This is a genomic window from Citrobacter sp. wls714 (genome assembly GCF_005281025.1).
GTDB lineage: Bacteria > Pseudomonadota > Gammaproteobacteria > Enterobacterales > Enterobacteriaceae > Citrobacter > Citrobacter werkmanii.
In genome coordinates, this window is record NZ_SZWZ01000031.1 from 221,831 (window position 1) to 236,120 (window position 14,290).

14 protein-coding genes are annotated in these 14,290 nt (G+C 51.8%); 6 read left to right on the forward strand and 8 right to left on the reverse strand.

The genetic code is table 11. The features are described 5' to 3' along the window. Positions 1-20: 20 nt before the first annotated feature. The 3 genes from FDX11_RS07945 to FDX11_RS07955 form a co-directional block, all read right to left on the reverse strand. Positions 21-971 carry an ABC transporter substrate-binding protein gene (locus FDX11_RS07945; protein WP_003034057.1) on the reverse strand — a complete coding sequence of 317 codons (951 nt, stop codon included), beginning with the start codon at positions 969-971 and terminating at the stop codon, positions 21-23. Positions 972-1,044: 73 nt separating this feature from the next. Beyond that, entirely contained in the window at positions 1,045-2,028 is a 984-nt protein-coding gene (locus FDX11_RS07950) for an ABC transporter permease (RefSeq protein WP_042310741.1), read from the reverse strand. A gap of 3 nt (positions 2,029-2,031) precedes the next feature. Continuing rightward, positions 2,032-3,531 carry a sugar ABC transporter ATP-binding protein gene (locus FDX11_RS07955; protein ID WP_137397725.1) on the reverse strand — a complete coding sequence of 500 codons (1,500 nt, stop codon included), beginning with the start codon at positions 3,529-3,531 and terminating at the stop codon, positions 2,032-2,034. A 465-nt stretch (positions 3,532-3,996) separates the two neighbouring features. Between FDX11_RS07955 and fucI the strand changes: the two genes are divergently transcribed. From fucI to fucR, 4 genes are all read left to right on the forward strand, one after another. Next, positions 3,997-5,772 carry an L-fucose isomerase gene (gene fucI, locus FDX11_RS07960; RefSeq protein ID WP_061382374.1) on the forward strand — a complete coding sequence of 592 codons (1,776 nt, stop codon included), beginning with the start codon at positions 3,997-3,999 and terminating at the stop codon, positions 5,770-5,772. Between the two features lie 104 nt (positions 5,773-5,876). Next, positions 5,877-7,295 carry an L-fuculokinase gene (gene fucK, locus FDX11_RS07965; protein ID WP_137397726.1) on the forward strand — a complete coding sequence of 473 codons (1,419 nt, stop codon included), beginning with the start codon at positions 5,877-5,879 and terminating at the stop codon, positions 7,293-7,295. Between the two features lies 1 nt (position 7,296). Then, positions 7,297-7,719 carry an L-fucose mutarotase gene (gene fucU / locus FDX11_RS07970; protein ID WP_137397727.1) on the forward strand — a complete coding sequence of 141 codons (423 nt, stop codon included), beginning with the start codon at positions 7,297-7,299 and terminating at the stop codon, positions 7,717-7,719. Between the two features lie 57 nt (positions 7,720-7,776). Beyond that, on the forward strand, positions 7,777-8,496 hold the full coding sequence (gene fucR / locus FDX11_RS07975) for an L-fucose operon activator (RefSeq protein ID WP_079226050.1): 720 nt from the start codon (positions 7,777-7,779) through the stop codon (positions 8,494-8,496). Positions 8,497-8,539: 43 nt separating this feature from the next. On the opposite strand, the gene rlmM is transcribed toward fucR, so the two are convergent. The 4 genes from rlmM to FDX11_RS07995 all read right to left on the reverse strand — a co-directional run bounded on the left by rlmM (position 8,540) and on the right by FDX11_RS07995 (position 11,554). After that, a complete protein-coding gene (gene rlmM / locus FDX11_RS07980) occupies positions 8,540-9,640 on the reverse strand; it encodes a 23S rRNA (cytidine(2498)-2'-O)-methyltransferase RlmM (RefSeq protein WP_038633266.1) in 1,101 nt (366 codons plus the stop codon). Next, positions 9,633-10,028: a DUF423 domain-containing protein gene (locus tag FDX11_RS07985; RefSeq protein ID WP_003034037.1), complete on the reverse strand. Its 396-nt coding sequence runs from the start codon at positions 10,026-10,028 to the stop codon at positions 9,633-9,635. Before FDX11_RS07985 ends, rlmM begins: the two co-directional genes overlap by 8 nt. Before the next feature lie 18 nt (positions 10,029-10,046). Further along, the gene (gene gcvA, locus FDX11_RS07990; RefSeq protein WP_038633269.1) at positions 10,047-10,964 is read right to left on the reverse strand and encodes a glycine cleavage system transcriptional regulator GcvA; all 918 of its coding nucleotides are present in this window, start codon (positions 10,962-10,964) and stop codon (positions 10,047-10,049) included. 362 nt (positions 10,965-11,326) lie between these two features. Next, complete coding sequence (locus FDX11_RS07995; RefSeq protein ID WP_016154261.1) at positions 11,327-11,554, reverse strand: YgdI/YgdR family lipoprotein; 228 nt, start codon at positions 11,552-11,554, stop codon at positions 11,327-11,329. Between the two features lie 192 nt (positions 11,555-11,746). Here FDX11_RS07995 and csdA point away from each other — a divergent pair, with 192 nt between their 5' ends. Both csdA and csdE read left to right on the forward strand, forming a co-directional pair. After that, positions 11,747-12,952, forward strand: coding sequence for a cysteine desulfurase CsdA (gene csdA, locus FDX11_RS08000; protein ID WP_137349456.1), 1,206 nt, complete (start codon positions 11,747-11,749; stop codon positions 12,950-12,952). Further along, positions 12,952-13,398, forward strand: a complete 447-nt coding sequence (gene csdE / locus FDX11_RS08005) for a cysteine desulfurase sulfur acceptor subunit CsdE (RefSeq protein ID WP_061382377.1) — start codon at positions 12,952-12,954, stop codon at positions 13,396-13,398. The genes csdA and csdE overlap by 1 nt, the downstream gene beginning before the upstream one ends. 78 nt (positions 13,399-13,476) lie before the next feature. On the opposite strand, the gene tcdA is transcribed toward csdE, so the two are convergent. Then, a complete protein-coding gene (tcdA, locus tag FDX11_RS08010) occupies positions 13,477-14,283 on the reverse strand; it encodes a tRNA cyclic N6-threonylcarbamoyladenosine(37) synthase TcdA (RefSeq protein ID WP_137397728.1) in 807 nt (268 codons plus the stop codon). Between the last annotated feature and the right edge of the window lie 7 nt (positions 14,284-14,290).

The following is a 14,290-nucleotide window of genomic DNA, read 5'->3' on the forward strand; positions in this document are numbered from 1 at the left end:
AGTACCTCGCCCCAACGCTCTTATTTTTTACCGAATGGGTGTAACAGCTTGTCAATTTCTGGGGTATCAATGTTCTTCGCACTAACGAATTTAACCGGAATATCAATCTCTTTTGGTACAGACTGACCGGATACCGCCGCATTCAGCGTCTTGATACCCTGATAGCCAATCTGGTAGGCGTCCTGCACAACAAAGCCCTGAATCACTCCGGACTTCAGGAAGGCAATAATGGCCTCGGTGCTATCAAAACCAATCACCTTCACTTTACCTTTCAGGTTTTGACTATCAATTGCGTTTGCTACGCCGAGCGTTGAGCCTTCATTAGTGCCATAAATCCCTGCAATATCCGGGTTGGCCTGGATCATATCGATGGTTTTATCCATCGCTTTTTGCGGATCGCCATCGCTGTACTGGACTGGTAGCACCTGGATATCCGGATATTTTTCCTTCATGCGGGCAATAAACCCTTCTGAACGCTCAATCGCTGAGGAGGTCCCTGCTACGTGCGCAATAATGCCCACTTTTCCTTTGCTGCCCACTTCTGCTGCCAACGCGTCTGCCGCTTCAGCCCCGGCTTTACGGTTATTCGTGGCGACAAAACTGACCGGAATATCAGAATTCACACCGGAGTCAAAGGTCACAACTTTAATGCCGCGTGAATTTGCGGTCTCAACTAATGGTGCCAGCGCATTGGCATCTAACGCGGCCAGCAATAGTCCATTGGGTTTTTGCGCCATCGCGTTTTCAACTAACTGAATCTGCTCGGCAATCTGAGTTTCATCCGCCGGGCCCACATAGCTGGTTTTGTCACCCAACTCTTTTGCTGCCGCTTCCGTCCCCATTTTTACGGTTTGCCAGAATTCATGCTGGAAACCTTTACTGACCACGGGAAGATTCATATCTTTAGCCAAAACGCTGGATGTCATACAGGCCAGCAGGGATAACGCATAGACAAAATTCCTGGTTCTCATTGTTTTACTCCGTTCTGAGTGAGTCACCCTAAACGTCAGGGTTATGATGTCCCGTGACTTCCGGGAGCGTAAATCAACGAATTTTTTTGCGTAATGTGTCGAGATAAACCGCTGCAATGACCACTACACCCATGGCCACCATTTGCCAGAACTGGGAAACTCCCATCAGGTTCAGACCATTTTTCAACACGCTCATAATGAATGCGCCAATGATAGTGCCGCCGATGGTGCCAATCCCGCCCATCAGGCTGGTACCGCCAATAACGACCGCCGCGATGGCTTCCAGCTCATAACCCACGCCGACCGTCGGCTGACCAGAGTTCAAACGAGAAGCCAGAATGACCCCGGCAATCCCGGTCAGCAGACCACAAAAGGCGTAGACGAAAATTTTCACGCGTTGCACTTTAATCCCGGAAAGATGTGCCGCCACCTCATTACTGCCCACTGCGTAAACATAGCGGCCTATCACCGTTTTCTTCAGGATGTACGCGGCGATGAGCGCCACCACCACCAGGTAAAAGACAGGATATGGCAGCACATCAAACAACCGTCCCTGGGCCAGCATTTTGAAGGTGGGGTAATCAGCGAAGTAAATCGCGCGGCCATCGGTCATCACCATATTGATACCTCTGACGGACATCATTAGACCCAGCGTGGCGATAAAAGGCGGGATAGTCATTTTGGTGACCAGTAGACCATTGATATAGCCGCATAATCCTCCAGCCAGTACACCCGCAAAAATACAGACGGGCAGAGGCAGACCTAGCGTGGCGCAGATACCTACCGCGACACCAGAAAATGCCACGACTGAACCGAGAGAAAGGTCGATCCCTGAAGTGATAATGACGAAGGTAACGCCAATCGCCATAATGCCAATCACCGAGGTTTGCAGGGCAATTGTCATAATGTTTTCAGTGTTAAAGAAAAATGGCGAACCAAAACTAAAAAATATCACCAAAATAATCAGACTTAAAAGTGGCGCAAGGCGCATTAAAAGTTCTTTGTTAATTTTTATTTTCTTATTATTGCTGTCTGAAGAGGTTACAGAGATAGTCATAAGTTAGTCCTCTAACGTCGCATATTGCATGATTTTTTCTTGTGTGGCGTCATCAGAAGCTAGCTCTCCGGTAATACGCCCATTACGCATTACTAAAATGCGATCGCACATACCCAGCACTTCCGGTAATTCAGAGGAGATCATGATAATTGATTTCCCTTTTGCCACCAGCCGATTCATTAATTCATAAATTTCAAGTTTGGCCCCCACATCAATCCCGCGAGTGGGTTCATCAAAGATGAGAATATCGGTGTCTTTACACACCCATCGGGCAATAATAATTTTCTGCTGATTACCACCACTTAAATTCAAGGCAGCTTGCTCTAAATGTGGTGTTTTAATGCGTAGGGCTTTAACCTGTTCCTCGCTGGTTTTCTGGCAACGTGTGCTGTCCACATTGCCAAAACGATCGGAATACTCAGGGTAATTGCCCAACATAATATTGCGCTCAACGGACAGTCCTAATGCCAGCCCCTCTTTTTTCCTGTCCTCGGTTAAATAGCTGATACCCTGTTGGATAGCATCAGGAATATCTTTAATCACCGTAACTTTACCGTTCAGCTTGAGGGTTCCACCATCAATGGGATCCGCGCCAAAAATCGCCCGTGCCAGCTCAGTACGCCCTGCGCCCATCAGGCCGGCGAAGCCCAGGATTTCTCCTTGGTAAAGCGTGAAATCGATATTGTTCAATACACCATTGCGCGTTAGCCCACTCACTTCCAACACGGGCTTACGTTGAGCCAAAGGTTTACGGCGAGGATAAATATTACCGAGGTCGCGCCCGACCATCATGGCAATCAGGTCGCTAATTTTGACCGCATCATAATCCACGGTGGCAATAAACTGCCCATCGCGCATTACCGTAGCGCGATCGGCTATCAGCGCCAGCTCCTCCAGTCGGTGCGAGATGTAAACAATGCCAGTCCCCTGTTCTTTCAATAAACGGGTTACCTGAAATAAGCTGTCGATTTCCGTTTCCGTAAGTGCTGCCGTAGGTTCGTCCATAATAAGAATCTTGGCATTGACCGATATCGCTTTAGCTATCTCAACCATTTGTTGTTGAGCAACGGTCAAATCGGCAACCAGCGTATCTGGCGCGATATTCAGGTTTAACTTTTGCAAAATATCGATAGCAGCCTGTCGCTGTTGTTTTTCATCCAGACGCCAGCGATTATTTTTGCAAAACTCCCTGCCAATAAATATATTTTCTTCAACGGTGAGTTCAGGGAAGAGGTTAAATTCCTGATGAATAATCGTGATACCTGCACTTTGTGCACTTAACGGGTTAGCGAAAGTAACCGACTGCCCCTCAAAAATAATATCCCCTTCATCAGGCTGATAAACACCGGATAAGATCTTCATCAACGTAGACTTTCCTGCGCCATTCTCACCCAGCAGCGCATGAACTTCACCTTTGCGTAAAGCAAAATCCACATTACTCAACGCTAATACGCCGGGAAAACGTTTCGTAATATGACTCATCTGTAAAAATGTTTCAGACATTGCTGCTTTCCTCAATATACAGAAACTGCAATCAGTGAATCAGGCGAAAACAAGATTGCCAGAGAGCCATCGTCACCGTTAATGCGAATACTACTTACAAGTTCATATGCGTTTTATCAATCATGCTAACTCGAGTTAGCGAAGTGCCTTTTAAAGCTATTTTAGCTACTCAAATTAGCCAAATCATTTGGTTTAAAACTGTGATGCTGAACAGACAATTTATTATATGTTTATGATTTAAAAAGATTTTTATTAAAATATGCGTATTTGTTTATTTGACGCAGATCGAATTTTAACCACTTCTCGTGAAGCCTCTCACAGTTCCATAACAAAAAAGTTGTGTAAAAAACTCTCCAATACCTAAGCTAACTCGAGTTAGCAAAAATTGGTAATTCAGCCAACTGCGACAGTGGTGTCCAACATCCGCTTTTGCAGCACGGCACAAAGTGAGATGAGGAACCTCGAATGAGAAAAAATAGCTTACCGAAGATTGGTATCCGCCCGGTTATTGATGGTCGTCGTATGGGGGTACGTGAGTCGCTTGAAGAGCAAACCATGAATATGGCGAAAGCCACCGCCGCGCTTATTACGGAAAAACTTCGCCATGCCTGTGGCGCACAAATTGAATGTGTAATTGCCGACACCTGTATTGCCGGTCTGGCGGAATCCGCAGCCTGTGAAGAAAAGTTCAGCAGCCAAAATGTTGGCGTAACGATTACCGTTACCCCTTGCTGGTGCTACGGCAGCGAAACCATCGACATGGATCCGATGCGTCCGAAAGCTATCTGGGGCTTTAACGGCACAGAACGCCCTGGCGCCGTTTATCTTGCTGCCGCGCTGGCTGCGCATAATCAAAAAGGTCTGCCCGCGTTCTCCATTTACGGTCACGACGTACAGGATGCCGGCGACACCACCATCCCCGCCGACGTCGAAGAAAAACTGCTGCGTTTCACCCGGGCGGGCTTAGCCGTTGCCAGTATGAAAGGTAAAAGCTATTTATCCGTAGGCGGCGTTTCTATGGGCATCGCCGGTTCTATTGTCGATCATAACTTCTTTGAATCCTGGCTGGGAATGAAGGTTCAACCTGTTGATATGACTGAACTTCGCCGTCGAATTGACCAGAAAATTTATGACGAAGCTGAACTGGATATCGCACTGGCGTGGGCAGACAAACATTTCCGCTACGGCGAAGATCAGAACGCGCAACAGTATAAGCGTAACGAAGAACAGAGCCGCGCAGTACTGAAAGAAAGCCTGCTGATGGCGATGTGCATCCGCGACATGATGCAAGGCAATCAGAAACTGGCAGACAAAGGTCGTGTTGAAGAATCGCTGGGTTACAACGCGATTGCCGCGGGATTCCAGGGCCAGCGTCACTGGACGGATCAATATCCAAACGGCGACACTGCCGAAGCACTGCTGAATAGCTCCTTCGACTGGAATGGCGTGCGTGAGCCGTTCGTTGTCGCGACTGAAAACGACAGTCTCAACGGCGTAGCGATGCTGTTTGGTCACCAGCTCACCGGTACAGCACAGGTTTTTGCTGATGTGCGCACCTTCTGGTCGCCAGAGGCGGTGGAGCGTGTCACGGGTAAACCGCTGACCGGGCTGGCTGAGCACGGCATTATTCACCTGATTAACTCCGGCTCGGCTGCACTGGATGGTTCCTGCAAGCAGCGCGATGGCGAAGGGAAACCAACCATGAAGCCGCACTGGGAAATCTCACAGAAAGAGGCTGATGATTGTCTGGCGGCGACCGAATGGTGTCCGGCTATTCACGAATACTTCCGCGGCGGCGGTTATTCCTCTCGCTTCCTGACCGAGGGCGGTGTGCCATTCACCATGACTCGCATCAATATTATCAAAGGGTTAGGACCGGTACTGCAAATCGCCGAAGGCTGGAGCGTGGAGTTACCAAAAGAGGTGCATGCTCAGCTTGATGCGCGTACCAACTCGACCTGGCCGACCACCTGGTTTGCCCCGCGCTTAACCGGTAAAGGTCCATTCAGCGATGTCTATTCCGTCATGGCTAACTGGGGTGCAAACCACGGTGTGCTGACGATTGGTCACGTCGGCGCAGACTTTATTACGCTTGCCGCCATGCTGCGTATTCCGGTTTGCATGCACAACGTGGAAGACGAAAAAATCTATCGTCCTTCAGCCTGGGCGGCCCACGGTATGGATAGCGAAGGCCAAGATTATCGTGCCTGCCAAAACTACGGCCCGCTGTATAAGCGTTAATGCGACTCCGCCCGGTGGCGCAAGCTTACCGGGCCTACAGGAGCACAACGTGTAGGCCGGATAAGGCGTTTACGCCGCCATCCGGCAACGTCTCGGGAGCGATTATGAAACAAGACGTTATTCTGGTCCTCGATTGTGGCGCAACCAACGTGCGGGCCATTGCCGTTGACCAACAGGGAAAAATTATCGCCCGCGCCTCAACGCCCAACGCCAGTGATATTGCCGCGGAGAATGGCGCCTGGCATCAGTGGTCGCTGGAAGCCATTTTGCAACGCTTCGCCGACTGCTGTCAGCGGCTCTCCACGCAACTGGCCAATTGCCGTATCTGCGGGATCGCCGTCACCACCTTCGGCGTAGACGGTGCGCTGGTCGATCAACACGGCAGGCAGTTATATCCGGTAATCAGTTGGAAGTGCCCGCGCACCGCAGCAGTGATGGAAAACATCCATCGCTACATGTCGCCCCAGCAACTGCAGGAAATCTCCGGCGTCGGCGCGTTCAGCTTCAACACGCTGTATAAACTGGTGTGGCTGAAAGAAAACCATCCACAACTGCTCGAACAGGCACACGCCTGGCTGTTTATTTCGTCGCTTATTAACCACCGTTTAACCGGCAAGTTCACCACAGATATCACTATGGCGGGCACCAGCCAGATGCTGAACATCCAGCAGCGCGATTTCAGTGATGACATTTTGCAGGCAACCGGCATACCGCGCCGACTGTTTCCACGTCTGGTGGAAGCGGGCGAACAGATTGGGGCACTGCAACACGAGGCCGCCAGCCTGCTCGGGCTGCCAGTGGGTATTCCGGTGATATCTGCCGGGCACGACACGCAGTTTGCGCTGTTTGGTGCGGGAGCTCAGCCAGACGAACCGGTGCTTTCTTCCGGTACATGGGAAATTCTGATGGTGCGCAGTGCGCAGGTGGACACCTCTCTGCTCAGCCGTTATGCGGGTTCCACTTGTGAATTAGATAGCCAGGCCGGACTGTACAATCCCGGCATGCAGTGGCTGGCCTCCGGCGTACTCGAATGGGTACGTAAGCTGTTTTGGACTGCCGAAACGCCCTGGCAGACGCTGATTGACGAAGCCCGGTCCATTCCTGCTGGCGCAGAAGGCGTCAAGATGCACTGCAACCTGCTGGCCTCTCAGAATGCGGGCTGGCAAGGGGTTACGCTCAATACCACCCGCGGGCATTTTTATCGCGCCGCGCTGGAAGGACTGACAGAACAGTTGCAGCGGAATTTGCACACGCTGGAAAAAATCGGTCATTTCCAGGCCTCTGAATTGTTATTGGTTGGCGGGGGCAGCCGCAACGCATTGTGGAACCAGATTAAAGCGAACGTTCTCGGGATCCCTGTAAAAGTGCTGGATGACGCCGAAACCACTGTGGCAGGCGCCGCGATGTTTGCCTGGTCAGGTATGGGTGAATTTACCTCCCCGGAACAGGCTCGTGCCCAGGTGCGCTACCAGTACCGTTACTTCTATCCGCAAACCGAATCCGAACTGACAGGAGTCGAGTAACATGCTCAAAACGATATCACCCTTAATTTCTCCCGACCTGCTGAAGGTGCTGGCTGAGATGGGTCACGGCGATGAGATTATCTTTTCCGATGCCCATTTTCCGGCTCACAGCATGGGACCGCAGGTGATTCGCGCCGACGGTCTGCTGGTCAGCGATCTGCTGCAGGCGATTATTCCGCTTTTTGAACTGGACAACTACGCCCCGCCGCTGGTGATGATGGCCGCAGTAGAAGGCGACGCTCTCGATCCTGACGTCGAGGCTCGCTATCGTCAGACGCTTTCCTTGCAGGCCCCCTGCCCCGACATCACGCGTATTGACCGCTATGCCTTTTACGAACGCGCGCAAAAGGCTTTTGCGATCGTTATCACAGGAGAGCGGGCAAAGTACGGGAATATTCTTTTAAAAAAAGGGGTAACGCCATAATCTCTGGTCAGAATGCCCGTCTGATACGGGCATTCTGCATAAGATGAGGATCAGAACATGAAAGCGGCGCGCCAGCAGGCAATTGTAGATCTGCTTACCCACCACAAAAGCCTGACAACCGAAGCCCTGTCTTTGCAGCTAAACGTCAGCAAAGAGACCATCCGCCGCGATCTCAGTGAATTACAAACCCAGGGCAAAGTGCTACGCAATCACGGGCGGGCCAAGGCCATTCACCGGAAAAATCAGGACAGTGGCGACCCGTTTCATATTCGACTCAAAAGTCACTATGCGCACAAAGCGGATATTGCGCGGGAAGCGCTGGCATGGATTGAAGAAGGAATGGTGATCGCCTTAGACGCCAGCTCAACCTGCTGGTATCTGGCGCGTCAGCTACCGGACATCGACATTCTCGTTTTCACCAACAGCCAACCCATTTGCCAGGAATTAGCTAAACGCGAACACATTCAGCTCATCAGCTCTGGCGGCCGCCTTGAACGTAAATATGGCTGTTATGTTAATTCCGCGCTCATCTCGCAGCTAAAATCCCTCGATATCGATCTGTTTATTTTTTCCTGCGAAGGGATCGACAGCGATGGCGCGCTCTGGGACTCCAATGCCACCAACGCAGAATTCAAATCCATTCTGCTTAAGCGCGCATCGCAATCTTTATTGCTGATCGATAAAAGTAAGTTTAATCGTTCCGGGGAGGCTCGGATTGGGCATCTGGATGATGTGACGCATATCGTGTCAGATACACAGCTGACTGAAACAACATAGACCGGATAAGACGTTTACGCCGCCATCCGATCTATGTTTAGCGTTATCGCTCGTCCCGACGACCGCCGACGGCCGCCCACAGACGACGCACGTGTACGGTCACTTCTTCCCGATCATGATACAGCTGACGTGCCTGCATCTGGGCATTGACGCCATGCTCATCAAGCTGTGCCTGGATATAGGCCAGATTCTGCGATACCTCTTCATAACGTTTTTTCATCGGCAGCTTGAGGTTGAAGATCGTCTCGCGACACCAGCCGTTGACCAGCCACTGTGCCATCAGCGCGGCAACCTTCGCCGGCTTCTCCACCATGTCGCACACCATCCATGAGATGTTGTTACGATTCGGGCGATACTTAAATCCGTCTTCGCGCAGCCAGGTGACCTGCCCTGTATCCATCAGGCTTTGCGCCATCGGACCGTTATCCACGGAATAAACCCACATGTTGCGTTTAACCAGTTGATAGGTCCAACCGCCCGGACATGCGCCTAAATCCACGGCATACATGCCGTTGGCCAGACGCTCGTCCCACTCATCTTCTGGAATGAACACATGCAGCGCCTCTTCCAGCTTCAGCGTTGAGCGGCTCGGCGCATCGGCCGGGAACTTCAGGCGCGGAATCCCCATGTAGAACGGGGAGTTATTGTCAGGCCAGGAATAACCGGTATAACAACAGCCAGGGGCGATAAAGAAAACATGAACCACCGGACGTTTCGGTGTTTCATATTTTGCCAGTACGCCCGCTTCACGCAGCGCCGCGCGCAGCGGTACGGTAAATTTACGGCAGAACTTAACCAGCTCTTTGCTTTCATTGGTGTCGGCGACTTCGACCCGCAGATCGCCGCCTTTTTCCACCACGCCCTGCAACATGCCGACAATTGGCGTAATACGATCTTCCGGCGGTAAATATTGCAGCAGTTCGCCCACAACAAACATCTGACGGGCAAAAATCAGCGAGCTAAACGGCAGTTCTTTCACTAACTTTTCGGCATCGTCCTGCTGATAGCATTCGAAGATCACATAGCCCGCATTGTCTTTAACGCGGGCGAAACCGAAGATTTCCCGACGTCCTGCTTTATCCGTAATTTCTGCGGCGCACTCTTTTTCAAAACCCGGGCGACACAACAATACAACCTTATTCATGGCTAACGCCCTTACGTTTCAATCGAATAGCGCCCACTAACATCAGCGCCCAGCCCACAAGGAAGCTGAAACCGCCGACGGGGGTAACAAACGCCCACAGGCGTAAATGAGAGAGCGCGAGGCAATACAGGCTGCCGCTAAACAGCACAGTCCCTAATGCCAGGAACACGCTACTCCAGTAAAACCAAATGCTAATGCGTCGCTGCATGGCGACGGCCAGCCCGAAGATAGCCAGCGTATGAAACGCCTGATACTCAAGGCCAGTCTGGATCCAACCCATTTCTACAACACCAAGAGTTTTACTCAGAACATGTGCCCCAAAGGCGCCCAACGCCACAAAGATAAAACCACTTACGGCGGCAAAAATCAGCATAAAACGGCTGGTCATGTTAATACCCTACGTAATTTATTGTTCATAACGAAAGCGGAATTTTTCTTGTTCCGAGGCCGCTTTCGCCAGTATCCACTGACGGAAGGCGGCTATTTTACCCAGTTCTGCCTGACTGTCATGACAAACCAGATAAAACGCGTTTTTGCTGACCAGAACATCGTTAAACGGACAGACCAGACGTCCGGCTTCAATTTCGGACTGCGCCATGACGTTATTCGCCAGCGCAATCCCCTGTCCATGGATAGCAGCCTGTAGCACCATGGCGCTATGGCTGAAGATAGGTCCCTGCTGTACGTTGATATGATTCAGGCCAAGCTGGCGCGTATAGGCTTGCCAGTCACGCCGCGATGCATCGTGCAATAATGTGTGTTTTGCCAGGTCATCCGGCGTCTTCAGTGGTTTATCACCGGTGAGTAACAGCGGCGAGCAGACCGGCAATAAATATTCTGCGTACAATTTTTCAACGCGCAGACCCGGCCAGTTGCCGCGTCCGTAGAAAATCGCCACATCAACATCATCAGCCAGTTTGTCTTCCTGACGGTCCACCGCCTGGATCCTGACATCGATTCCCGGATAAGCTGAGTTAAAGCTAGAGAGTCTGGGCACCAGCCATTGGATCGCGAAACTGGGCAATAAACTAACGGTAAGCGCACCTTTTGCACTACGTGCCTGAAGTTTACGCGTCGCGTCAGTTAATTGCGAAAAAATCTCTTTGATGTCGAGGAAATAGCTTTGACCTTCTTCTGTTAACAACAGAGATCGATTGCGTCGACGAAACAGCTTCAGCCCCAGGAAATCCTCGAGTGACTTGATTTGGTGACTTACTGCGGCCTGCGTCACAAAAAGCTCTTCCGCTGCGCGGGTAAAGCTCAAATGACGCGCTGCAGCATCAAAAACACGCAATGCATTTAGGGGTGGTAATCGTTTTGACATGACTTTTAGGCTTTGATGTTAAATGAATTTAACAATTATCTAACAGGCTGTAACCTATTAGTTTTTTTTATCTGAGCCATTATAAATTGTCCGTTGAGGTTCTACCAGCAAATACCTATAGTGGCGGCACTTCCTGAAGCCGGAACGAAAAGTTTTATCGGAATGCGTGTTCTGGTGGGCTTTTGGCTTACGGTTGTGATGTTGTGTTGTTGTGTTTGCAATTGGTCTGCGATTCAGACCATGGTAGCAAAGCTACCCTTTTTCACTTCCTGTACATTTACCCTGTCTGTCCATAGTGATTAATGTAGCACCGCCAAATTGCGGTGCTTTTTTTTGTCCGACTTTATGTCGATGGCGACCGGTTAGTTATCCAGTTCTACCATCTCTTTCACATCGGTACGGTTGATCTGCTGTTTGTTGCCGTTAGCGTCTTTATACGAAATCATTCCCGTTTCATTGTCAGTCTGTGGCTTGCCATCAGATACGATTGATCGACCATCGTTGGTGTGCATCACGTAATTCGATCCAGAACAGGCGCTCAGGGCAAAAGTCAGCATACAGGCAGAGATAATTGCGGCAGTCTTTTTCATCTTCTTCTCCTTAAAGCGATTTATGCTATTAAAAACACACTCCGTAACAGGCAAAATTGCTCGCCTAACGCTATTTAGCATAAGACACTGTGAGGACTTTGCCAGGATATCCAGAGTATTCCGATGGTTAGCACAACTCTTGTGTCAGCGCCTGTTTTGCGCGACGATCGGTTTATTGAACTGAGGATGATCATGAACGCATTTAATCCCGCGCAGTTTCGTGCGCAATTTCCCGCACTCAACGATGCCGGCGTCTATCTCGACAGCGCTGCTACTGCACTGAAGCCGCAAGCCGTGATTGAGGCGACCCAGCAATTCTATAGCCTGAGCGCCGGAAACGTGCATCGCAGTCAGTTTGCCGAAGCGCAACGCCTGACCGCGCGCTATGAGGCCGCACGGGGAAAGGCCGCACGCCTGATCAACACCCCGGATGAGAAAACGATAGTCTGGACCCGTGGCACGACGGAAGCTATCAATATGGTTGCCCAAAGCTATGCGCGTCCGCGCTTACGGCCGGGCGATGAGATTATCGTCAGCGTGGCGGAACATCATGCCAATCTCGTTCCGTGGCTGATGGTGGCTGAGCAAACGGGAGCCAGAGTAGTCAAACTCCCGCTCAACGCCCATTTGCTACCGGACGTCGAGCGTCTGGTTGAACTCATCACTCCGCGCAGTCGCATTCTGGCGCTGGGGCAGATGTCGAACGTTACCGGTGGTTGTCCGGATTTAGCCCGCGCCATTACGCTCGCCCATGCGGCTGGCATGGTGGTAATGGTTGATGGCGCGCAGGGAATTGTGCATTTCCCCGCCGACGTGCAGCAGTTAGATATTGATTTCTATGCCTTCTCGGGCCACAAGTTGTATGGCCCTACCGGTATTGGCGTACTGTATGGTAAGCCAGAATTACTGGAAGCCATGTCACCGTGGCTCGGCGGCGGCAAGATGATTAGCGAAGTCAGCTTTGACGGTTTCACTACCCAGGCGGCCCCCTGGAAGCTGGAGGCCGGTACGCCTAACGTAGCTGGCGTCATCGGGTTAAGCGCGGCGCTCGAATGGCTGGCGGATGTCGATGTTGCGCAGGCCGAAAACTGGAGCCGGGGTCTGGCGACGCTGGCAGAAGACGCCCTGGCGAAACGTCCCGGTTTTCGTTCCTTCCGTTGTCAGGACTCTAGTCTGTTAGCCTTTGATTTCGCTGGCGTTCATCACAGTGATATGGTGACGCTGCTGGCCGAATATGGCATTGCGCTGCGCGCAGGGCAACACTGCGCACAACCACTGCTGGCGGAGCTGGGCGTATCCGGGACCCTACGCGCCTCTTTTGCGCCCTATAATACGCAAAGTGATGTGGATGCGTTGGTCGCAGCCGTTGACCGCGCGCTGGAAATATTGGTGGATTAATGACAAGCCCTTTATTCGCCGGACACCCGTTTGGCACAACCGTAACTGAAGATACGTTGCGTACTACGTTTGCCCCGCTCACCCAGTGGGAGGATAAATATCGTCAGCTAATTCTGCTGGGCAAGCAGCTTCCGGCGCTGCCGGAGGCGCTAAGGGCGCAGGCAAAAGAGATTGCGGGATGCGAAAACCGCGTCTGGCTGGGATATACCCTGCACCAGAATGGCACTCTGCATTTCTTCGGCGACAGCGAAGGCCGTATTGTTCGCGGGCTGTTGGCGGTATTGCTCACCGCCACAGAAGGTAAAACCGCAACGGAGTTGCTGGTGCATTCACCCATGGCGTTATTTGACGAGTTAGGGTTAAGCGCGCAGCTCAGCGCCTCGCGGAGCCAGGGCCTGCATGCGCTGAACGAGGCGATTCTTGATGCTGCCCGGCAAGCCGGATAACAACGGCTGATGCGTATTATCCGGCCTACAACACCGCACGAACCGTAGGTCGGATAAGCATAGCGCCATCCGACACAATCAACTCTGGCGCGCCGCTTTCGCCATCATCTTCTTCAGCGCATGGGAAACAGCAACAAAGCCAAAGGTAGCCGTCACCATGGTGGCGGCGCCGAACCCTGAGGCGCAATCCATACGTTTCGGCCCTTCCGCCGTCGCCTTCATGGCACACACCGAGCCATCTGCCTGCGGGTAAACCAGCGCCTCGGTCGAGAACACGCAGTCCACGCCCAGCTTGCCTTTACTGTTTTTCACCACGCCAAAATCACTCTTCAGTCGCTCACGCAGCTTGGCCGCCAGCGGATCCTGAATGGTTTTTGCCAGATCAACCACATGAATCTGCGTCGGATCGATCTGCCCGCCCGCACCGCCGGTGGTTACCAGCGGAATCTTATTGCGCCGACAGTACGCAATGAGCGCCGCTTTCGGGCGCACGCTGTCAATCGCATCGATGACATACGAAAATCCCGCATTCATATATTCAGCAACGTTATCTGGCGTAACAAAATCATCGACCACGTTCACCCGGCACTCCGGGTTAATCTGGCGGATACGTTCCGCCATCACCTCAGCTTTCGCTAAACCAACGTTATCGCGCAGCGCATGGATCTGACGGTTAGTATTGGTGACGCAAACATCATCCATATCAATGAGCGTAATCGCGCCAATGCCGGTACGCGCCAGCGCTTCCGCCGCCCACGATCCCACACCGCCAATCCCGACCACGCAAACATGCGCTCCGGCAAATAACTGCAGCGCGTTTTCGCCATACAGCCGCGCCGTGCCGCCAAAACGCTGACGCCAGGCGTCACTGATAACCACAGACATAGAACCT